The organism is Mycobacterium sp., assembly GCF_049647605.1.
Classification (GTDB): domain Bacteria; phylum Actinomycetota; class Actinomycetes; order Mycobacteriales; family Mycobacteriaceae; genus Mycobacterium.
In genome coordinates this window covers 1-21170 of sequence record NZ_JBARXZ010000009.1, presented here as the reverse complement: position 1 = coordinate 21170, position 21170 = coordinate 1, and the positions used below count along the sequence as shown (strand labels likewise).

Genomic DNA, 21170 nt, shown 5'->3' with positions numbered 1-21170 from the left:
CTGTCGCGATCCGGATCCCGGCCGGGTGTCTCACTGTCGCTGGATCAGCAGGGTCTGCGCCGAGGAGCCGAGATGGCCGCTGCGGTCGTAGATCTCGGCGGTGGTGACACCGATACCGTCGGGGCCGATCGATGCGCGGGCCCGCAATCCGAACTCGTCGCCCGTCGGCAGGCGGTGCAGATGCACCACCGTGTCGGTGTTCATGAACACGAACCGGGAAGGATCGAGCGCCGACCCGACACCGTTGGCGGAGTCCACCACCATCGCCAGCCGCTGCAGCGCGGTGGTCGGTTCCTCGTCGACCAGCGCCACCTTCGGCGTCAGCCAACACACCCGGGAACCCGAATCATCCTGTTGGCGAAGAAAATCCACAGATTCGAGGTACCCGTCGGCGTTCCACCAGCCGTCGGGCATCGAGACGCCGGGTCCCTGCACCAGCGGCGGGTGCCGATCGGTCGCGGCATCGTCGGTGTCGCTGACGGCCAGCGCCCACGCGCTCACCCGGGCGACCGGCCGGGTTTGGCCGACGGGGATCATCTCCGAGGCCAGCAGGCAGATGCGTTTGCCGGGCCGCTCCACCCAGGTCCGTACCATCATCGGCGCGACCGGGATGGCGCCCAGGATGTCCAGGCTGAGCCGGCCGATCCGCATCGACGACCCGGCCAGTTGTTCCTCGATCATCTTTGTCAGCAGGGCCAACGGCGGCGATCCGTGCTGGATGTCCGGCGTCCAGTTGCTGCGGGTCAGATCGGTGGATTCGAAGACCTCGCCGTCGTGGCGACGGTAGTAACAGGCCGTCACGCCGTTGCTTCCGCAGGCCAGCCCGGGTAGGGGGGTGGGGTGCCGCCGAATTCGGGACACCGTGCCTGATGGGCGCACCATCCGCACATGTAGGACTTGTTGGGGAGGAATTCGCCGGTGGCTCCGGCGGATCGAATCGCCTGCCAGATCGCCATCAGGGTCCTCTCGAAACGGGCCAGCTCATCGAGATCGGGTGTGTAATCGAGTAATTGACCATCGGCCAGGTAGATCAATCGCAGTCGGGTCGGCAGCACACCGCGGGACCGGAGCAGCGCCACCGCGTAGAACTTCATCTGGAACATCGCCTTGAACTCGGCAAGGGCGCGCGCCGCCGGTGGGGCCTTCCCGGTCTTGTAGTCCACGACCCGGAGTTCGCCGGTGGCCGCGACGTCGATGCGGTCGACAAACCCGCGCAGCAAGGTGCCGTCGGCCAGTTCCACCTCGACCCGTTGTTCACAGCTCTGCGGATCGAAACGGGTGGGATCCTCCAACCGGTAGTAGCCCGACAGCAGGCGGGCGGCTTCGGCGAGCAGCTGCTCGCGCTGCTCGGGCGCGATCTGGTCGGTCAAGGAGGGCTCTTCGGCCATCACCTGATCCCACGCCGGGACCAGCAGCTCGAGCGCGGTGTCCGGCTGCCGCTGGGCGGCGGGGAGTTCATAGAGTTTTTCCAGCGCTGCGTGCACCACCGAGCCGCGCACCTGCGCCGTCGAGGCCGGCTCCGGTAGCCGGTCGATGGCCCGAAATCGGTAGAGCAGCGGGCACGGTTTGAAGTCGGCGGCCCGGGACGGCGACAGCGCGGGCCGCCGGGCGGTGACCCGCTCGGTCAACTCCGCTGTCTGTGCCATACCAGGCAGCTTATGCACGACCTGCGACAAATCTGGCAGGGTGTGGGCCTGTGTCGTTAACCGGACCGTTCACCGAGGGTGACCGAGTACAGCTCACCGACGCCAAGGGCAGGCACTACACGATGGTGCTGACCCCTGGCGCGGAATTCCACACTCACCGCGGGTCGATTCCGCATGACGCGGTGATCGGGGCTCCCGAAGGGAGCGTGATCAAGTCCACCAACGGTGACCCGTTCCTGGTGCTGCGGCCGCTGCTCATCGACTACGTGCTGTCGATGCCGCGCGGCGCACAGGTGATCTACCCGAAGGACGCCGCCCAGATCGTGCACGAAGGAGACATCTTTCCCGGTGCCGTCGTACTGGAGGCGGGCGCCGGTTCCGGCGCGCTGACCTGCTCGCTGCTGCGTGCTGTCGGCCCCACCGGCCGGGTCATCTCCTACGAGGTGCGCGACGACCACGCCGTGCATGCCATCCGCAATGTCGAGACATTCTTCGGGGAGCGGCCCGCCAACTGGGATCTGGTGATCGCCGATCTCGCCGACTACTCCGGCCCTCAGGTGGACCGGGTGGTCCTCGACATGCTCTCGCCGTGGGACGTGCTGCCCGTGGTGTCGGAAGCGCTGGTATCCGGCGGAGTTCTGATGGTGTACGTCGCCACCGTGACGCAGCTGTCCAAAACCGTGGAGGCACTCCGGGAACAGCAGTGCTGGACCGAACCCCGGTCGTGGGAGACCATGCAGCGCGGCTGGAATGTTGTCGGCCTGGCGGTACGGCCCCAGCACAACATGCGTGGCCACACCGCGTTCCTGATCTCGGCGCGCCGGCTGGCTCCGGGCACCATCACCCCGACCCCGCTCAAGCGTCGTAAACAGCAGGTCTGAGCCATGGGCTAGCGTGGTACGAAGATGAATACAATTCGCACCACGGAGGATCTGATGAGCACCGAGCGCCGGCCACAACTCGTGGACGCCATGTGGTTGAGGGATCGTCTCGAGGATCCGACGCTGGTTGTGGTGGATGCCACCAATCACCTGCCGATCCCCGCGGAGGGTCCGTACACGCCGGAATCCGGCGCCGAGTCCTACCGCGCCGAACACATCCCCGGAGCGGTGTTCGCCGACCCGCTGACCGACTTCGCCGACCCGGACAGCGCGGAACCGTGGACGGTGCCGAGTTCGGCGCGGTTCGCCGAGGCCGCCGGATCACTGGGGATCGGTGACGGCGTCCAGGTGGTGGTCTACGACGCGCACGACGGGTACTGGGCGACCCGGTTCTGGTGGCATCTGCGGCTCGAAGGTTTCGACGACGTGGCGGTGCTCGACGGCGGCCTGCCCGCCTGGCGCGCGGCCGGGCTGCCGGTGACCGACGCCCCCTCGACACCGGCCCGGCGCACCTTCACCGGGGTGCGACGTCCGGAGCTGCTGCGCTCCACGGAGGAGATCGCCGCAGCCCTCGACGATCCCGCCACGATCCTGGTGAATGTGCTCGATTCGGCCACCTACCGGGGCGAAACCACCACCTACGTCCGGCAGGGTCACATCCCGGGCAGCATCAACCTGCCGGTCTACGACCTCCGGGACCCCGAGACCAAGGCGCTGCGACCGGTCGAAGAGCTGCGGAAGATGTTCGACGAGGCGGGTCTACTCGACACCGACCGCACCGTGGTGACGTACTGCGGAGGCGGTATCGCGGCCACCGCAACAGCTCACGCGCTGGCCCTGGTGGGCCGCGATGACGTTGCAGTGTATGACGGTTCGATGACGGCCTGGACTGCCGATCCCACGCTGCCGCTTGTCACAGGACCGGAGCCACGCTGATCGGCGTCTGATATCCCGGGACTGTCAGTCGTCGCTGCGGGCGAGTCCCCGGCGCGCCGAGAGCAGTTCGATCTCCGGGCGGGCAGCGACCAGGCGCTCGGCGGCGTCGAGCACCTCCACCACGTGGGAGCGTTCGCCGGCCACGGTGGCCACCCCGATGCCCGCACGCCGGTGCAGGTCGGTGTCGCCGACCTCGGCGGCGGACACGGTGAACCGGCGGCGCAGTTCGGCGACGATGGGTCGTACCACGGCGCGCTTCTCCTTGAGCGAGTGGACATCGCCGAGCAGGACGTCGAACTCCAGCCAGCCGATCCACATGGCGCTCACCCTCCCAGCGCCAGCAACAGGTCCGCGGTCTGTTGCGACAGCTGCCAGCTGCTGCTGGAGGCGCGGAACTCCATGGGGTAGGAGAACGGGGCGGCAGCCGGGTCGGCAGGGGTGGCGGTGACGTCGGCGACCACAAAGCCGGGCTGGTCGGCTGACCACCTGATCCCGGTGACCCCGTACTCCAAGGGCGCCAGCTGGTTGTCGCGCAGCGCGGTGGTGAACGCATCCAGTGCGGTGGCCTCGCGGGCCGTGGCACCCTCGATGAGATCGAGTTTGTCGACACCCGGCACACCCGGATCGGACAACCGATTCAGCACATCGAGCAGGGCGGCCGGTTGCGGCAGCTGCGCGGGCTGTTGCGCCGACTCGGCGCTCCTCGGCGGCGGCGGTGCCGACGGCGCGGGTGGACCGTCGGAACTGCAGCCCAACAGCCCGAACGCCGCCACGAGGATCGTGGCGGCGTTCAGGACAGCGGTACGGCTCAGTTTCAGCCCGCGGAGGCCAGCAGCGACAGCGCGGAGCCCTTCTGCACCAGCCAGCCCGTGGGGCTCGGCCCGGCGATGAAGGTCACCGGACGGGTGGTGCTGACGCCGTTGGCGGCGGTGGCGGTCACGTTGGCGGTGGCCACCGGGCCGTTGACATCGATGCCCGCGATGTCGAAGGTCAGGGGGAACAGGCCTTTGGCGGCCGCGTTGGTGTAGGCGCGGTCGGCGGTGATGGCCTCGATGCGGCCGATGCCGCCCTCGATGTAGGTGGACTTGGCGCCACTGAAGGAGCCGCCGCCGGCCAGGGCCGCCAGGGTCTGCGTCAGCGGGGCCTGCAGTTCGGGGGCGGGCGCCGCCGGCATCGGGATGTCCCAGGAGACCGGCTGGATCGCCGGGGAGGTCGCAGTGGTCACCGATGCAATGGAAGTCACACCTGCCGCCGCAGCGCCGACGATAGCGACCGCGCCGGCAGCGGTTACCACACCGGTGGCGAGGGATTTCAGGTTCACGGCTGTCCTTTCAGAGGCCTGACTCTTGTCAGAGGCTAACAGTGGTGCTGGTGTGTCGGATTCCTACACCACCCACAAAGTCTGAATCGCCGGTAGCGTTGAAGTTGTTACCGCACCAATTTTCGGTGCGGGGTGAGGAGCGCAGCATGAGTGAATCAGAGCGTTCGGGTAGCGACCCACAGGGCTTTTCCAGCGAGGATGCGGCAGAGCTGGAGGCCTTGCGGCGGGAGGCGGCGATCCTGCGCGAGCAGCTCGACACCGCCGCGGGCACCCAGAGCAGCTTGCGAACTGCCCGCGATGCGCACCAACTCGAGGCCCGAATCGACTCTCTGGCAGCGCGAAACGCCAAGCTGCTGGAAACTCTCAAAGAGGCTCGCCAGCAACTCTTGGCGCTGCGTGAGGAGGTCGACCGGCTGGGACAACCGCCCAGCGGGTACGGCGTCCTGCTGGGCGTTCACGAGGACGAGACTGTCGACGTCTTCACCTCCGGCCGCAAGATGCGGCTGACGTCCTCACCCAACATCGATGTGTCGGTCCTCAAGAAGGGCCAGACGGTTCGGCTCAATGAGGCGTTGACGGTGGTGGAGGCCGGCGGCTTCGATTCGGTCGGTGAGATCAGCACCCTGCGTGAGGTCCTGGCAGACGGGCAGCGCGCCCTGGTGGTGGGTCACGCCGACGAAGAGCGCATCGTCTGGCTGGCCGAGCCGCTGGTCGCCCCCGAGGAGCTGCCCGAGGAGATCGCGGCCACGCTGTCGCAGGCGGAGCTGGATCTGCGGCCCCGCAAGCTGCGTCCCGGCGACTCGCTGCTGGTCGACACCAAGGCCGGCTATGCGTTCGAACGGGTCCCCAAGGCCGAGGTCGAGGATCTGGTGCTCGAGGAGGTGCCCGACGTCAGCTACCACGACATCGGTGGCCTGACCCGGCAGATCGAGCAGATCCGCGACGCGGTGGAGCTGCCGTTCCTGCACAAGGACCTGTACCGGGAGTACGCACTGCGGCCGCCCAAAGGCGTGCTGCTCTACGGCCCGCCCGGGTGCGGTAAGACGCTGATCGCCAAGGCGGTGGCCAACTCGCTGGCCAAGAAGATGGCTGAGGTCCGCGGAGATGACGCTCGGGAAGCCAAGTCCTACTTCCTGAACATCAAGGGTCCCGAGCTGCTCAACAAGTTTGTCGGTGAGACCGAACGCCACATTCGCCTGATCTTCCAGCGGGCCCGGGAGAAGGCCTCCGAGGGCACCCCGGTGATCGTGTTCTTCGACGAGATGGACTCGATCTTCCGGACCCGTGGCACCGGCGTTTCGTCGGACGTGGAGACGACGGTGGTTCCGCAGCTGCTCTCGGAGATCGACGGTGTGGAAGGGCTGGAGAACGTCATCGTCATCGGCGCCTCCAACCGCGAGGACATGATCGATCCGGCGATCCTGCGGCCCGGCCGTCTGGACGTCAAGATCAAGATCGAGCGCCCCGACGCCGAGTCCGCGCAGGACATCTTCAGCAAGTACCTGACCGATCAGTTGCCGGTCAACGCAGACGATCTCGCCGAGTTCGGCGGCGACCGTGGAGCTTGCATCAAGGCGATGATCGAGAAGGTCGTCGACCGGATGTACGCCGAGATCGACGACAACCGGTTCCTGGAGGTCACCTACGCCAACGGTGACAAGGAAGTCATGTACTTCAAGGACTTCAACTCCGGTGCCATGATCCAGAACGTCGTCGACCGCGCGAAGAAGAACGCCATCAAGGCGGTTCTGGAGAGCGGTCAGCGGGGTCTGCGGATCCAGCATCTGCTCGACTCGATCGTCGACGAGTTCGCCGAGAACGAGGACCTGCCCAACACCACCAACCCGGATGATTGGGCGCGTATCTCGGGTAAGAAGGGTGAGCGGATCGTCTACATCCGCACGCTGGTCACCGGCAAGTCGTCGAGCGCCAGCCGCGCCATCGACACCGAGAGCAACCTGGGTCAGTACCTGTAGTTTTCACCCGCACCACCGGAACTCGCCCGCCTCTTCTGAGGTGGGCGAGTTCTGCTGTGCCGTGAGCGCGCGATCCTGTGGTCGGCCACCCTGCTCTGACCTGCCGCGGTGGTGATCGCCTGTCTCTACATCCCGGCGTCATCACCGATATGGTGCTGCGGATCCAGCTCACGTCATCGAGCATCGTCGTGTACCTGATACTCATCGCCGTCGACGCCGCGGGCCGAGCGCACCGAACGCCTGGTCATGCGACGGGTGCTTGCGGTGTTGAGCATCGTCTCGGTGGTTCCGGTGCCCTGGCGGGCGGTCAACGCCCAGCTGAACGAAGTCTCATTCGATTGATGAGGAACACCGCGGCGACGGCGTTGCCGTGGGTGCTGCTCTTCATCGCGGCCATCGCGATCAACGTGTGCCTGCTGCTCATCGGTCGGGAGCGCCTGGGCAATCAGCTGGCCCAGACCGCGCTGGTCGACGGCCTCACCGGCGCGCTGAATCGGACCGGATTCGTGGCCCGGGCGCAGGAAGCGGCGGACTCGTGTCGTCACAACGACCGGGTGTGCTCGATGGTCCTCATGGATCTCGACGAGTTCAAGGCGGTCAACGACCGGCATGGGCACGCGGCGGGGGATCTGCTTCTGACCGAGTTCGCGAAGATCGCCCGAAACAACCTGTGGCCCGGGGATGTGTTGGGACGGATCGGCGGCGAAGAGTTGGTCGCGGCCATTCGGCGGGCCGACGAGGCGATGTATCGCGCGAAGAAGGACGGCCGGGACCGAGTGGTCGGCTCTGCGGACTGACACTCGATGCGGCGCGACAGTGCTGCGACCTCGGGCGACTTCACGGCAGCCCGGCATGTGGAACATCGACTCGAGTGGTGAGCAGAACGGCCTCTCGGGTGTGTTTTCGGTTCTCTTCGGAAAAGTCGGGCGCGGCACACAGAAACAGTGTGCGACCGTCGGCTCCACCCAGCATGCATGCGAAGATGGTTGTCGGGGTGGAGATTTCGTCGACAATTGTGCCGCCTTCGGTCACGCGGAGGACACGATTGCCCAGCGCGTCGGCGATCCACAGGGCGCCTTCGGCATCCAGGCAGCAGCCGTCCGGAGCGACGTGGAGCCGGCCGAGGCCGGTCCTCGTCCCACCGGTGTCCGGGAGATCACCGAACCGGGCCCAGATCCGGCGATTTGCCAACGACCCGTCGTCGGCGATGTCGAAAGCGGTGACGCGATTGCCGAACGTCTCGCCCACCAACAGCACGTTGTCCGTGGTGATCACGCTGCCGTTGGGGAACCACAGATCGTCGGCGACTTTCGTGACGCTGCCATCTGGATCCACGCGCAACAGGCTCGCCGGGCTCAGCGGGGCACCGGCCATGAGATCGAATCCGAATTCGCCGATGTAGGCGCGGCCGCGGCTGTCGACAACCATGTCGTTGGGGTGCCCGCCCACCATGGCAGAGAGGTCGGCGTGCGTCACCAGCGTGCCGTCGTGGTCCCGTCGCAGTACCCGCGCGTCCTTCATCGACACCACGAGCAGTCGCCCGTCGGGCAGCCACCCGAGCCCCGAAGGCTGCTCGGGGACCTCGGCCTCTACCCGGATGTCGGTGCCGTCGCCGAGCGTGGAGTACACCGCGTGTGCGTAGAAATCGACAAACCACAGCCGATTTTCATGCCAGCGCGGGCATTCCAGGAACGCGAAACCCTCACCGATGGTGTTGATCGTGCGCGTCATGCTGTCACTCTCGTTGCCGGGATTCCCGAGACGATCATCGTTGAACAGGGAACGCTACTCAACCGGCACGGCATCCAGTGAAGTATCCCTGGTGCGGGGCGGACCGGCGGTGTCCTACCGGGTGTGTTTGCGGTGTTTTTCCGCGGTCACACATCCACATCCGCCATGCCGAGGTCCGTGCCTGCGGCGTCGACCACATCGACGACATCCACCACGTGCACGCGCACCCCGAACCCGGCTATCCGTTCGAGCTGTTCGGGATCGGCGGTGGAATCGGTGACCAGATGATCGAGACGGTCGAGCGCGGCCATCTTGGCCAGTGTGACCTTGCCGATCTTGGAGCCGTCGACGGCGACAACCACCCGTTGGGCGTTGGCGGCCATGGCAATTGCGGTGCGGGCCTCGGCCTCGTCGAAGGTGGTTGCCCCCACTTCGGCGGACATGCCGTCGGCGCCCAGGATGGCGGTGCCGACCGTGATCACCTGAAAGGCGTGCTCGGACATCGGGCCAACGGCCTCAAGGGAATTGGCCCGTACCAGCCCACCGGTGATGATCACCTTCATGTGGGCGTCGACCGCGCAGTTCGCGGCAATGGTGAGCGAATTGGTCACGATGGTCATGTTGGGCCGGCCCTTGAGCGACTTTGCGACCTCGCCGGTGGTCACACCCCCGGTCAACGCGACGGACTGCGGTCCGGCAGGTACCAGCGCCGCCGCATGCGCGGCGATCCGTCGTTTGATCGCCACCATCCGATGATCACGCAACCGCACCGGGATCTCGCTGCCGCTCGGGTCGAGTGCGCGGGCGCCGCCGTGCGTCCGGACCAGCAAGCCCTGCTCCTCGAGTTCGTTGAGGTCCCGGCGCAGTGTCGCGGGGGAGACCTGCAATTCGTCGCAGAGCTCCTGGGACGCGATTTCACCGCGATCACGCAGTAGCGACAGCACTTCCCGCATCCGGTCGGTGCGCTTGATCGACACGCTTGCCACTCCTCAGCCACTCAGATGAACGATCAGTTTTCCTGATCGTTTATTGACGTTCCGTTGCGCGTTATGAGCGATCTTCCCATGATCAACCTATGCGTCATCTCATTCACCCGATTCGGGGATCAGCGCTGTGACCATCGCCGCCACACCTGATCTCGTCGCGGCCGCCGTGGCCGCAGGCAGCGCGGTTCCCGCGTTCAACGTGATCACCATCGAGCACATCGAAGGGGTCGCCGCGGGCGTCGAACGCGCCGGGGCCGCCGCGCTCTTCCAGATCAGCGAGAACACCATGGCCTTCCATGGCGGCCGGATGGCGCCGCTGCTGGCCGCATGCGCCCAGATCGCCGCCGAGTCGACCGCGCCCCTGGGAATCCACCTGGATCATCTCCAGGACACCGATCTGATCAGCGAGGCCATCGCCACCGCCACCGACCTGGGGGTCAGCTCGCTCATGGTCGACGCGGCGCACTTGCCCTACGAGGACAACGTCGAGCGCACCCGCACCATGACCCGCGACGCACACGCAGCCGGGCTGTGGGTGGAAGCGGAGCTGGGTGAGATCGGCGGCAAAGCCGGCACCCACATCGCCGCCCACGCACCGGGCGCCCGCACCGATCCCGAGGAGGCGGTGGCCTTCACCGCGGCCACCGGGGTGGACGCACTGGCCGTGGCGGTGGGCAGCTCGCACGCGATGACCACCCGCGAAGCCCAACTCGATCACGATCTGATCAGCCGACTGGCCACCGCCGTCGGCGTCCCTCTGGTCCTTCATGGCTCGTCCGGAGTCGGTGACGACGAGCTTCGGCGCGCCGCCCGAGCCGGGATCCGCAAGGTCAACATCGGCACTGCGCTCAACATCGCCTATACCTCCACGATCCGAAAAGCACTGTCCGAGAAGCCAGATCCGCGACCGTACCTCGCTGCGGGCCGCGACGCCATCAGCATTGTGGTGGCGGATCTCTGCAACGTCATCACACCGGCAGCGGCAGCAAAGGTGGGGCAGCGATGAACCGGACCTCGGTGATCAACCCGTTGTTGCAGACCATCCACCGCCACAAATCCGGTGAATCTGTTGGGGTCTACTCGGTGTGCTCGGCCCATCCCACAGTGGTGCAGGCCGCCATCGAGCAAGCGGCCGCCGACGGCAGCTATGTGTTGATCGAGGCCACCTCCAATCAGGTCGACCAATTCGGCGGATACACCGGATTGCGGCCGGCAGACTTCCGCGACCAGGTCCTCGAGATCGCCGACCGGTGCGGATTCGCTCGGGATCGGGTGGTCCTCGGGGGTGACCACCTGGGCCCGAATCGGTGGCAGCGCCAACCCGCCGCGGAGGCGATGGACCTCGCCGAAGGCTTGATCGCGGCCTACGTCGAAGCCGGCTACACCAAGATCCACCTCGACTGCAGCATGTCGTGCGCCGACGATCCGGCCACGCTGACCGACGAGGTGGTCGCGAGCCGCGCCGCCCGGCTGCTGCAGGTGGCCGAACTCACCGCAGCCCGCGCCGGCCACCGATATCCGGGGGACGGGCCGGTGTACGTGATCGGCACCGAGGTGCCGGTCCCCGGTGGCGCCCACGAAACGCTGAGCGGGCTCACCCCGACGCCCGCCGAACATGCCCGGCGAACCCTGGCCGCGCACCGGGCCGCATTCACCGCCCTTGCGCTGGAACAGGTGTGGCCGCGCGTCATCGCGCTGGTGGTGCAGCCCGGGGTGGAGTTCGACCACACGGCGGTCTTCGATTACGCCCGCAGTGGCACCGCCGAACTGCGACATGTCCTCGATGGCGAAGACAACCTGGTGTTCGAAGCGCACTCCACCGACTACCAGCGCCCCGGGCAGCTGGCCGAGCTCGTCGAAGACCACTGGGCGGTCCTCAAGGTCGGACCCGGGCTCACCTTCGCGATGCGGGAAGCGCTCTTTGCTCTCGCCGGCATCGAGGCCGAGCTGGTGGCGCCCTCGTTGCGGTCGAACCTCGTCGAGGTGATCGAACGCCGAATGTTGGCCAACCCGTCGTACTGGGAGGGCTACTACCCGGGTGACCCGACTGCGCAACGCATTTCCCGCCGGTACAGCTACAGCGATCGGCTTCGCTACTACTGGCCGGATCCCGAGGTCGAATCCGCGCGGGAGACGCTGTTGGCCAATCTCCGTGCCACCGGCATCCCGATGCCGCTGATCAGCCAGTTCCTTCCCGGTCAATATGACCGGATCCGCGCGGGTCACCTGGACGCCGACCCGCAGGCCCTGGTGCTCGACCGGGTCCGCGATGCCCTTCGTCCCTACGCCCACGCCTGTTCGAACACTGGAGACGCCCGATGACCGCACCATCCATTCCCGCCCAAGAAGACGGCGGTGCCACGATTCTCGAGATCGGGCAGCAACCTGACGCGTGGCGGGACGTGGCGGCTGGGATCGACGACCGGGCCACCGAGTTCCTCCGGCAGGTGACCGGCAGACCGGATCTCCGGGTCATCCTGACCGGAGCCGGCAGTTCCGCATTCGCGGGCACGATCGCCGCTCCGGCGCTCCGGCGCCACCTCGGCCGTCGGGTCGAGGCCATCGCGACCACCAGCATCGTCGCCGCCCCTCTCGACCACCTGGAGCCGCGCACCCCGACGCTGCTCATCTCGTTCGCCCGGTCGGGCAACAGCCCCGAGAGCATCGCGACCACCGAGCTGGCCGACGAACTCGTCGACGACGTTTGGCACCTCATCCTCACCTGTGACCGCAACGGTCAGCTCGGCCGCGCCCACGTCGGCCGCCCGAACTCTGTGGTGGTCCACATGCCGGAACGCACCAACGACACCGGGTTTGCCATGACCTCGAGCCTGTCGTCGATGCTGCTGGCCTGCCTGCTGCTGCTCGGCGACACCAAGCCGCGTGACACCGAAACGCTGGCGCTGGCCGCACAGAACATCATCGACCGCCGATCCGATATCCGGACATTGGCGCAGGCCCAGAAGCGCCGGTTCGTGTACCTGGGTAGCGGACCTCTGGTGGGCCTGGCCCGCGAATCGGCGCTCAAACTACTGGAATTGACCGCCGGCGAGGCAGTCACCTACTTCGATTCCCCACTGGGTTTTCGGCACGGTCCCAAATCGGTGCTGGACTCCGATACCCGTGCCGTGGTGTTCGTCTCCACCGATCCCTACACCCGGCGCTACGACCTGGACATCATTGCCGAGATCCGCGCGCAACTCGGGTCCGACAGTGTGGTGGTGCTCAGCACCGAGCCGATACCCGAGCACCTGGGGCCGGCCGTGGTGTTGTCGGGTTTGGCCGGCCTGGACGACTCGACGGTTGCTCTGGCGTACCTGGTGTTCGTTCAATACCTGGCCCTGTACATGTCCCTGGAATACGGTAAGACACCGGACAATCCGTTCCCCGCCGGCGAGGTGAGCCGCGTGGTGCGGGGCGTGACGATCTACCCGATGGCAAGGTGAGTGGCCATGGTCTGCTATCTCGGAGTTGACGGCGGAGGCTCCAAAACCGCCGTCGTGCTCATCGACGACGGAGGCAGTGTCCTGGCGCGTGCGACGGCTCCGAGCTCGTACTACTTCAGCCAGGGCTTCGACATCGTGGAAAATGTTCTGCGCCAAGGTATCTCCGAAGTCTGCACGACTGCGGGCATCACGCCCTCCGATATCGACTTCGCGTTCTTCGGCCTCCCCGGGTACGGCGAAGCCAGTACGGACATCGAGGCGCTCGACGCCGTACCGGGGCGGGTGCTGGGCCACCACCGCTACGACTGTGACAACGACATGGTGTGCGGCTGGGCGGGCTCACTGGCCGGACAGGACGGTATCAACGTCATCTGCGGCACCGGATCGATGACCTACGGCGAACGGCTCGGCACCGGACACCGCGTCGGTGGCTGGGGAGAGCTGTTCGGTGACGAAGGGTCGGCGTACTGGGTTGCCACACAGGGGCTCAACGCGTTCAGCCGGATGAGTGACGGCAGACTGGCGCGCGGATCACTGTACGAATTGCTCAAGCGACGCCTGCAGATCTCCAGTGACCTCGACGCCGTGAGCCTGGTGATCGAACAATGGGGTGGCAATCGCGGCTCGATCGCCGCACTGGCCACCACGGTTTGCGAGGCGGCCCGCCAAGGTGACGAGGCGGCCGCCGGCATCCTCGCCGCTGCGGCGCAGGAACTGGTGGCGCTTGTCGAGACCACCCGACAGCTGATCGGCTTCGGTGACCTCGACCGGGTTCCGGTGTCCTACTCCGGCGGAATGTTCTCGGATCCGGGCTTTCTCGACATGTTCCGGCGAGCTCTGCAGGCGCTACCGGCCGAGTACAACATGCAGGCGCCGGTGCTCGACCCGGCGCTGGGGGCGGCCCTCTACGCTGCCAAGCGCAGCGGCCATCCGCTGGCTTCCGCTTCGGTACAACAACTCTCGACGGCTCGACCGTGATGCGATTCCAGATGAACGAGGTGAAGTCACCGTGACCGGCACTACGAACACCACCAGCACCCCCAGCTGGATCTTCTACGCCACACTCCTGATCCTGTTCTGGGGCGTCTGGGGCGCGTTCTCCGCCTTGCCTGCAACAAAATACGGCTACCCCGACGAGATGATCTACAGCATCTGGGCGTTGACCATGATCATCCCTGCGGTGTTTGCCCTGCGCGGGCAGCGATTCGACCGGCGGCCGCAGGCCGCGCTCTACGGTCTGCTGATCGGCCTCACCGGCGCCGGCGGTCAGCTCCTGCTCTTCCAGGCGCTGACCATGGGCCCGGCTTACCTGATCTTTCCGATCGTGTCGATCTCGCCGGCCATCACCGTGCTGATGGCGATGGTGCTGCTGCGTGAACGCATCGCGCCACTTGCCGCCCTGGGCCTGGTGGCGGCGTTGGCGGCGATTGTCCTGTTCAGTGTCACCAGCGCCGAACCCGACGAGTCCACCGGGCCGTGGCTGCCGCTGGCTCTGCTGATCTGCCTCGCGTGGGGCGTCCAGGCGTACTTCATGCGCAAGACCGCCACCATCGGCGTCAATGAGGCCACCACGTTCGCCTGGATGGCGATCAGTGCCCTGCTTCTCGTCCCGGTTGCGCTGTACTCCCTCGGTGGTCTACCCACATACTTTCCTTGGCAAGCACCGGCATTGACCGCGGCGACCCAGATCCTCAACGCCGTCGGCGCACTGTTCCTGGTGATGGCGCTGAGCCGGGGCAAGGCGTCCATTGTCGCGCCCACCACCAACGCGCTGGCCCCCGCCCTGACCATCGTGGTCTCGCTGATCGCCTACCAGACCCTGCCGTCGCCCTACGGCGCGGCGGGCATCGTGCTGGCACTTCTCGGTTCGACACTGATGGTGTACAGCGACGAAAAGCGCGGTGAGGCACCGACAGCGGCGCTACCTGAACCCCTTCGATCCCGTATGGAGTGCCAGAAATGAAACCAACAATCGTCATCATCGGGGCGGGCAGCGTCGAGTTCACCCGTGAGCTCCTCGGTGATATCTTCTCGTTTCCGGAACTCGGATCGGTACGGGTTGTGTTGCACGACATCGATACCGAACGTTTGGAGACCGCGGAATCGATCGCCCACGCCACCGCCCGGGAAATCGGGGCCACCCCGGAAGTGGTCACCTCGCTGGACCGTCGTCGCGCCCTCGACGGTGCGAACTACGTCATCAACGTCATCGCGGTGGGTATGCATCAAGCGACGGCGCGCGATTTCGACATCCCCGCCCGCTACGGGCTCAACCAGACCATCGGCGACACCATCGGAATCGGCGGTATCTTCCGCGGGCTGAGGACTTTTCCCGTACTGGCCGGGATCGCCCGCGATATGCAGGACGTCTGTCCGGATGCCTGGCTGTTGAACTACACGAACCCGATGGCCATGAATGTCACATTCCTGAATCGCGTTGCTCCCGGGCTCAAAGTGCTCGGGCTCTGCCACTCCGTGTACTGGACCATGGTCGACCTCTGCGAGATCGTGGGCGTGCCTTACGACGAAGTGGCGTACTGGTCGGCGGGCGTCAATCACCAGGCGTGGGTGCTCAAGTGGGAGCGTGACGGCCAGGATCTGTATCCACTGCTGGATCAGCGCATCGCCGCCGATCCCGAGCTGCGCCGACGGGTGCGGGTGGACATGTATCGCCGCCTCGGCTACTACCCAACCGAGACCAGTGAACACAGCAGCGAGTACGTCCCCTGGTATCTGCGCCATCCGGGTGAGATCGACCGGCTGCGCCTCGACGTCGGCGAGTATGTCTCGATCAGCGCAGCAAACGTCGCCGAATATGAGCGTGTCCGAGCAGAATTGACCCAAACCGAGGTGCTGGCGATCGACAGGGGCTCCACCGAATATGCCCCACAGGTGATTCACTCGCTGGAGACCGGGACCACCCGGGTGATCGCCGCCAACGTCGTCAACAACGGGCTGATCACAAATCTGCCCGACGGCCTCTCCGTCGAGGTGCCGACCGTGCTCGACGCACTGGGCGCACATCCGATGCAGGTGGGGGATCTTCCGCCGCAGTGTGCCGCGCTCAACCGGAACTTCCTCGGCCCGGTCGATCTGGCGGTGCGTGCCGCCGTGGACGGTGACCCCCGACTGGTTCGGGCGGCGGCCATGGTGGACCCCAACACCGCGGCCACGCTCACCGTCGACCAGATCTGGCAGTTGTGCGACGAATTGACCGCTGCCCATGGTGATCTGTTGCCCGAACCCCTGCGCGTCCCCGTCAACTAAGGAGTGTCAATCGTGATTCGCAAACACTTTCTGATCGCTGTGTGGGCGGTCCTCGCCCTGGTACTGGCCGCGTGTGGCGGCGGTGGTGACTCGTCGTCGTCGGGCCCCACCAAGATCACGGTGTGGCACGGCTACCAGGACACCGAAGGTACGGTCTTCAAATCGCTGATCGACAAGTACAACTCGGAGCATTCCGATGTCGAGGTCGGCGAACTGTACTCCAGCAATGACCTGGTTCTGCAGAAGGTGCTGACCGCGGTCCGCGGCGACAGCGCACCCGATGTGGCCTACATGTTCGGATCCTGGTCGCCGAACATCGCCAAGATTCCCCAGTTGGTCGACATGTCTTCCTACGTCGCGGATCCCGCGTGGAACTGGGATGACTTCTATGCCGGCGAGCGGGCCGCGGCGACCGTCGGCGACAAGGTGGTCGGGGTGCCCGCACTGGTGGACAACCTCGCGATCGTCTACAACAAGCAGCTCTTCGCCGACGCCGGAATCGAGACGCCCACCGCGAACTGGACCTGGGACGACTTCCGGTCCGCGGCGGCCAAGCTGACCGATCCGGCCAAAGGACAGTACGGCTTCCTCCTGCCCGCCGACGGCAGCGAGGACACCGTGTGGCACTACGTCCCGATGCTCTGGGAAGCCGGCGGTGACCTGCTCTCAGAAGACAACACGCAGGCGGTCTTCAATTCCGAGGCCGGTGTCGAGGCGCTCACGGTGTTGCAACAGATGGCGGTCACCGACAAGTCGCTCTACCTGGACACCACCAACGAAAACGGGCCGAAACTGATGAACAGTGGCAAGGTCGCGATGTTGATCACCGGCCCGTGGGATCTGAGCTCACTGCCGGACATCGACTACGGCGTGCAGGTGATGCCGACGTTCGCCGGCTCCACCGGTGGGCACCAGACGATTTCCGGACCCGACAACTGGGTGGTCTTCGACAACGGTGATGCACGCAAGCAGGCGGCCGTCGATTTTGTACAGTGGCTGACCGCCCCCGAACAGGTGAAGGCCTTCTCCCTGGGCACCGGCGATCTGCCCACCCGCACCTCGGTGGGCCAGGACCCGGCGTTTGTCGCCGAGCTCAACCAGCAGCTGCCCGGCACCGATGTTTTTGTCGAGAACCTGTCCAATGTGCAGAAGGCCCGGCCGACAGTGGAGCAGTACCCGGCGATCTCGGAAGCTCTGGGTCACGCCATCGTGTCGGTGCTGCTCGGTGAGCAACAACCCCAGGCGGCGCTGGACTCCGCGGCGCAGGCCGCCGACGCGGCACTGGCGGACAAGTAGCAAGCCGGCCCAGGGAGGAGATGCGGATGCAGAATCTGCTGAGGCGGTTCGGTCGCTCCGACACCGTGAGCGGTTGGGCGCTGGTCAGTCCGGCAGCAGTGTTGATCGGGATCTTCGGCCTGCTTCCAGTGCTGATGTCACTGCAGCTCTCGTTTCAGGACTCGGACCTGCTGAGCAAGGAGACACCGTGGGTCGGTTTCGCCAACTACCAGAAGCTGGCCGACGACCCGGTGTTCCTCGAGTCGGTCAAACACACCATCGTCTACACGGCGCTGTTTGTTCCCGGGACCATGCTGGTGGGCTTGTTCATCGCCGCGGCGATGAACCGCTCGCTGCGGTTCATCTCGGTGTACCGCACCGCCGCGTACATCACGATGGCCGTGTCGACCATCTCGCAGGGCATCATCTTCCTGTGGTTGACCGACCGCGACTACGGACTGGTGAACGCCGCCCTGAACGCTGTCGGCGTGCCGTCGCAACCATTCCTGGCCTCGCCGTCACAGGCACTGTTCGTGATCGTGGCGATGACGATCTGGGGGTGGACCGGGTTCTCGGTCATTGTCTATCTGGCTGCCCTGCAGGGGGTTCCGTCCGAACTGCATGAGGCGGCCGCAATCGACGGCGCCACCGCATTCACCCGGTTCCGGACCATCACGGTGCCGCTGTTGGGCCCCGCGAACCTGTTCCTGCTGGTGTGGTTGACCATCAACGCTTTACAGCTGTTCGACGAGGTGTACGCCACCACCCGCGGCGGGCCGCTGCGGGCGACAACCGTGATCGTCTACTACCTCTGGGACCGCGCGTTTGTGCAGTTCGACGCAGGTTACGCCGCAGCCATGGCGTATGCGTTGTTCGTGGTGATCCTGGTGATCACCGCCATCCAGTTCCGGCTCGCGCGTAGACATGTGCATTACTCATGACCGATCAGAAGCTCTCCGAATCCGTTCCGCTCGCCGCGCCGCCGGCGCCGGAACCCGAAGCGGCGCCGGTAGCTGCGAAGCGCCGGTGGCTGCGCTTCGACCCGTGGCACCTGGTCCTGATACCTGTGTCGTTCCTGTTGGTCGTGCCGCTGCTGTGGATGCTGGTCACCTCGTTGCTGACCGAAGGCGAAGCCAATCGCTTTCCGCCGGTTCTGCTTCCCGCCAGCCCCCGGTTCGAGAACTACTCCGAGGCCTGGAACGCGGCGCCGTTCGGGCACTTCTTCCTCAACAGCTTCACCGTGACCGCGGTGGTGCTGGTGAGCAATCTGGTGGTGTGCAGCCTGGCCGGCTATGCCTTCGCCAGGATCAGGTTCTTGGGCCGCGGAGCGCTGTTTGTCACCTTGATGGCCACGCTGATGGTGCCGTTCCAGGTCACGATGATCCCGGTGTTCCTGATCGTGAAGTGGTTCGGCGACAACGTGTGGGAGGGGTTGGGAATCGACCACATCGGCGCGTTGATGCTGCCCAACCTGGCGACCGCCTTCGGGATCTTCTTTCTGCGGCAGTTCTTCATGACGGTTCCCGTCGAGCTCGAGGAAGCGGCGCGTGTCGACGGCACCTCGCGGCTGGGAGTGTTGTTCAAGATGGTGTTGCCGTTGTCGCTGCCCGCATTGTCGACCCTGGCGGCGCTGACTGTCCTGACGTCATGGAACGACTTCCTCTGGCCGTTGATCGTGATCACGTCCCAGGATCAGATGACGGTGCCGTTGGGCCTGAGCTACTTTCAGGGTGCTCACCGGGTCAAATGGCCGTTGTTGATGGCGGCCAACGTGATGAGCCTGCTGCCCATGCTCCTGGTGTTTGTCGGTGCACAGCGCTACTTCGTCCAGTCGGTGGCCAGCACCGGAATCAAGGGTTGAGAGGAAAGACCTTGGCAGAAGTCGAATTTCGCAATGTGACCCGGAGTTACTTCGGCAGCGTGGTGGCCCTGGAGAACCTCAACCTGACGGTGGCCGACGGGGAGTTCCTGATTCTGGTGGGTCCGTCTGGGTGCGGCAAGAGCACCGCGCTGCGGTTGCTCGCCGGTCTGGACAAGCCCACCTCGGGTGAGATCAGGATCGGGGGAGCGGTGGTCAACGGGCAATCTCCCGGTGAGCGGGACATCGCGATGGTGTTCCAGAACTACGCCCTGTATCCGCACATGTCGGTGTACCGGAATCTGGCCTATGGGCTGCGGCAACGGCGGACCCCGCGCGCCGAGGTGGACCGCCGGGTCCGCGACACCGCTGAGCTGCTGCAGATCGGCAATCTTCTCGATCGCAAACCCGGGCAGCTCTCCGGGGGGCAGCGTCAGCGGGTTGCCATGGGCCGGGCCCTGGTACGTCGGCCGCAGGCGTTCCTGCTGGACGAACCGCTGTCGAATCTCGATGCGAAGCTGCGTAACCAGGTTCGTGGGGATCTCAAGCGGCTGCACCGGGAACTGCCCGTCACCTCCATCTACGTCACTCACGATCAGGTCGAGGCGATGACGCTGGGTGACCGGCTGTGTGTGATGTCGAACGGGAAAGTGCAGCAGATCGGCACGACGGACGACATCTACAACCGCCCGGCCAACACCTTTGTCGCGGCGTTCATGGGCAGCCCGCCGATGAACCTGCTGCCCGGGCAGGTGCGTGACGGCCGGCTGCAGATCGTCGGAGCCCCGGTCGTGTCGGTTGCCGAACCGGACGGTCCGGTGACGGTGGGGGTGCGACCCGAACACCTGCAACTGCGGAGCGCAACCGAGGACGGGGTGGTGCCCGCCCGGGTCGACTTCGTGGAGCCACTCGGCAGCCACGTCCTGGTCACGGCGTTTGTCGGTGAGACCACGGTGATCGCCCAGGCCCCGGCGGGTGTCGAGCTGGAGTCCGGGACCAATATCGGGCTGCTGCTGCCGCCGGAGAGCACCTACTACTTCGACGCGGACACGGGGGAGGCCCGGAACCGGCCGGCAACCCGCCACCCGGTGATCAGCGGCGCGCATCAGAGCGCCGGCACTTAGTTTGTCGCGGGGGCTGACGGTCGGCCATCCGATGGGTGAGGGCGGGGTCGGTGCGCTGTTCTCCTTGGCCCCATTCTTCATGTCATGGAGATGTTGGGGCCGATAGGCCGCGGGTGCGGCGGTCCCGACACCGCAAAGACCTTTGGCGGCAACCATTTTGCCGCTGTTTTCCTGGGGTTGGTCATGGTTCAAGTGTCCGTGATCGCTTACGTCTTGAGTCGACGTCGGGACGGTATCTGGCTGGCGATTGGCGCCGTGTATCTGGCGGTGCTCACCAGGGCTTTCGATAGGCGGCACCGGAACTGTCGGTCGGTGAGGTCAAGCGAGACGGCACCAGCCATAAGTCGGTGGCCCGCTCTGCGAGAACCGGATGCGTGTACCGGCTAGGCGACGCGATCTCCTTGGGGCACTAGTTAGTTGGTGGTGGTTGTGGTTGGAATGGTTGGTACCACCACCAGTTGGCGTGTTCGCCGGTGGGTCCGGGGCAGGGTGGGACGTTGGGTGGGGGTGTGGTCGGGGGTCGGGCCAAGGAACCGGATTCAAGCTTTCGGCCCGACGCGTCGGTGACCACCAGGTGTTCGGCGGGTCCGGTCAGGGTGATGCCGCCGCGGTGATGCAGCCGGTGGTGGAACGGGCACACCAACACCAGATTCGACAGGTCGGTGGGTCCGCCGTCTTCCCAGTGCTGCAGGTGATGGGCATGCAACCCGCGGGTAGCCCCAC

Annotated in this window: 23 protein-coding genes; 14 read left to right on the top strand and 9 right to left on the bottom strand. The window is 65.9% G+C overall.

The genetic code is table 11. From position 1 onward, the window contains the following. Positions 1-30: 30 nt before the first annotated feature. Positions 31-801, bottom strand: coding sequence for an acyl-CoA thioesterase domain-containing protein (locus WBB07_RS01185; protein WP_526303934.1), 771 nt, complete (start codon positions 799-801; stop codon positions 31-33). After that, entirely contained in the window at positions 798-1646 is an 849-nt protein-coding gene (locus tag WBB07_RS01180; RefSeq protein ID WP_526303932.1) for a RecB family exonuclease, read from the bottom strand. Before WBB07_RS01180 ends, WBB07_RS01185 begins: the two co-directional genes overlap by 4 nt. Before the next feature lie 50 nt (positions 1647-1696). On the opposite strand from WBB07_RS01180, the gene WBB07_RS01175 reads away from it, so the two are divergent. Together WBB07_RS01175 and WBB07_RS01170 are read left to right on the top strand one after the other, a co-directional pair. Further along, positions 1697-2527, top strand: a complete 831-nt coding sequence (locus tag WBB07_RS01175) for a class I SAM-dependent methyltransferase (protein WP_526303930.1) — start codon at positions 1697-1699, stop codon at positions 2525-2527. Between the two features lie 54 nt (positions 2528-2581). Continuing rightward, on the top strand, positions 2582-3463 hold the full coding sequence (locus tag WBB07_RS01170) for a sulfurtransferase (RefSeq protein ID WP_526303928.1): 882 nt from the start codon (positions 2582-2584) through the stop codon (positions 3461-3463). A 24-nt stretch (positions 3464-3487) separates the two neighbouring features. On the opposite strand, the gene WBB07_RS01165 is transcribed toward WBB07_RS01170, so the two are convergent. From WBB07_RS01165 to WBB07_RS01155, 3 genes are read right to left on the bottom strand one after another with little or no spacing between them, the layout of a single operon-like run. Then, positions 3488-3781 carry a DUF503 domain-containing protein gene (locus WBB07_RS01165; protein ID WP_526303926.1) on the bottom strand — a complete coding sequence of 98 codons (294 nt, stop codon included), beginning with the start codon at positions 3779-3781 and terminating at the stop codon, positions 3488-3490. A gap of 5 nt (positions 3782-3786) precedes the next feature. Then, on the bottom strand, positions 3787-4275 hold the full coding sequence (gene lppK / locus WBB07_RS01160) for a lipoprotein LppK (protein ID WP_526303969.1): 489 nt from the start codon (positions 4273-4275) through the stop codon (positions 3787-3789). A gap of 2 nt (positions 4276-4277) precedes the next feature. Further along, entirely contained in the window at positions 4278-4784 is a 507-nt protein-coding gene (locus tag WBB07_RS01155) for an MTB12 family secreted protein (RefSeq protein ID WP_526303924.1), read from the bottom strand. A 146-nt stretch (positions 4785-4930) separates the two neighbouring features. Here WBB07_RS01155 and arc point away from each other — a divergent pair, with 146 nt between their 5' ends. Continuing rightward, the gene (gene arc / locus WBB07_RS01150; protein ID WP_526303922.1) at positions 4931-6760 is read left to right on the top strand and encodes a proteasome ATPase; all 1830 of its coding nucleotides are present in this window, start codon (positions 4931-4933) and stop codon (positions 6758-6760) included. Positions 6761-6933: 173 nt separating this feature from the next. On the opposite strand, the gene WBB07_RS01145 is transcribed toward arc, so the two are convergent. Further along, on the bottom strand, positions 6934-7071 hold the full coding sequence (locus tag WBB07_RS01145) for a hypothetical protein (protein WP_526303920.1): 138 nt from the start codon (positions 7069-7071) through the stop codon (positions 6934-6936). Positions 7072-7101: 30 nt separating this feature from the next. Between WBB07_RS01145 and WBB07_RS01140 the strand changes: the two genes are divergently transcribed. Next, positions 7102-7557, top strand: coding sequence for a GGDEF domain-containing protein (locus tag WBB07_RS01140; RefSeq protein ID WP_526303918.1), 456 nt, complete (start codon positions 7102-7104; stop codon positions 7555-7557). Between the two features lie 40 nt (positions 7558-7597). Here the strand turns inward: WBB07_RS01140 and WBB07_RS01135 are convergent, their stop codons facing one another. Together WBB07_RS01135 and WBB07_RS01130 are read right to left on the bottom strand one after the other, a co-directional pair. Continuing rightward, on the bottom strand, positions 7598-8491 hold the full coding sequence (locus tag WBB07_RS01135; protein WP_526303916.1) for an SMP-30/gluconolactonase/LRE family protein: 894 nt from the start codon (positions 8489-8491) through the stop codon (positions 7598-7600). Positions 8492-8637: 146 nt separating this feature from the next. Then, on the bottom strand, positions 8638-9468 hold the full coding sequence (locus WBB07_RS01130) for a DeoR/GlpR family DNA-binding transcription regulator (RefSeq protein WP_526303914.1): 831 nt from the start codon (positions 9466-9468) through the stop codon (positions 8638-8640). A 136-nt stretch (positions 9469-9604) separates the two neighbouring features. Here WBB07_RS01130 and WBB07_RS01125 point away from each other — a divergent pair, with 136 nt between their 5' ends. From WBB07_RS01125 to WBB07_RS01080, 10 genes are read left to right on the top strand one after another with little or no spacing between them, the layout of a single operon-like run. Beyond that, positions 9605-10483 carry a class II fructose-bisphosphate aldolase gene (locus WBB07_RS01125; protein WP_526303912.1) on the top strand — a complete coding sequence of 293 codons (879 nt, stop codon included), beginning with the start codon at positions 9605-9607 and terminating at the stop codon, positions 10481-10483. Then, the gene (locus WBB07_RS01120) at positions 10480-11799 is read left to right on the top strand and encodes a D-tagatose-bisphosphate aldolase, class II, non-catalytic subunit (RefSeq protein ID WP_526303910.1); all 1320 of its coding nucleotides are present in this window, start codon (positions 10480-10482) and stop codon (positions 11797-11799) included. Before WBB07_RS01125 ends, WBB07_RS01120 begins: the two co-directional genes overlap by 4 nt. Then, positions 11796-12923, top strand: a complete 1128-nt coding sequence (locus WBB07_RS01115) for an SIS domain-containing protein (protein ID WP_526303908.1) — start codon at positions 11796-11798, stop codon at positions 12921-12923. The genes WBB07_RS01120 and WBB07_RS01115 overlap by 4 nt, the downstream gene beginning before the upstream one ends. 6 nt (positions 12924-12929) lie before the next feature. Continuing rightward, positions 12930-13901: an N-acetylglucosamine kinase gene (locus WBB07_RS01110; RefSeq protein WP_526303906.1), complete on the top strand. Its 972-nt coding sequence runs from the start codon at positions 12930-12932 to the stop codon at positions 13899-13901. Between the two features lie 31 nt (positions 13902-13932). Then, on the top strand, positions 13933-14886 hold the full coding sequence (locus WBB07_RS01105; protein WP_526303904.1) for an EamA family transporter: 954 nt from the start codon (positions 13933-13935) through the stop codon (positions 14884-14886). Beyond that, positions 14883-16190 carry an alpha-glucosidase/alpha-galactosidase gene (locus tag WBB07_RS01100; protein WP_526303902.1) on the top strand — a complete coding sequence of 436 codons (1308 nt, stop codon included), beginning with the start codon at positions 14883-14885 and terminating at the stop codon, positions 16188-16190. The genes WBB07_RS01105 and WBB07_RS01100 overlap by 4 nt, the downstream gene beginning before the upstream one ends. Before the next feature lie 12 nt (positions 16191-16202). Next, positions 16203-17486, top strand: a complete 1284-nt coding sequence (locus tag WBB07_RS01095) for an ABC transporter substrate-binding protein (RefSeq protein WP_526303900.1) — start codon at positions 16203-16205, stop codon at positions 17484-17486. Between the two features lie 26 nt (positions 17487-17512). Further along, complete coding sequence (locus tag WBB07_RS01090) at positions 17513-18406, top strand: carbohydrate ABC transporter permease (protein ID WP_526303898.1); 894 nt, start codon at positions 17513-17515, stop codon at positions 18404-18406. Continuing rightward, entirely contained in the window at positions 18403-19326 is a 924-nt protein-coding gene (locus tag WBB07_RS01085; RefSeq protein WP_526303896.1) for a carbohydrate ABC transporter permease, read from the top strand. Before WBB07_RS01090 ends, WBB07_RS01085 begins: the two co-directional genes overlap by 4 nt. A gap of 11 nt (positions 19327-19337) precedes the next feature. Beyond that, positions 19338-20447, top strand: a complete 1110-nt coding sequence (locus tag WBB07_RS01080; protein ID WP_526303894.1) for an ABC transporter ATP-binding protein — start codon at positions 19338-19340, stop codon at positions 20445-20447. A gap of 409 nt (positions 20448-20856) precedes the next feature. Here WBB07_RS01080 and WBB07_RS01075 read toward each other — a convergent pair. Continuing rightward, positions 20857-21170 (bottom strand): HNH endonuclease signature motif containing protein (locus tag WBB07_RS01075; protein WP_526303892.1); only part of this gene is annotated, 314 nt, incomplete at its 5' end.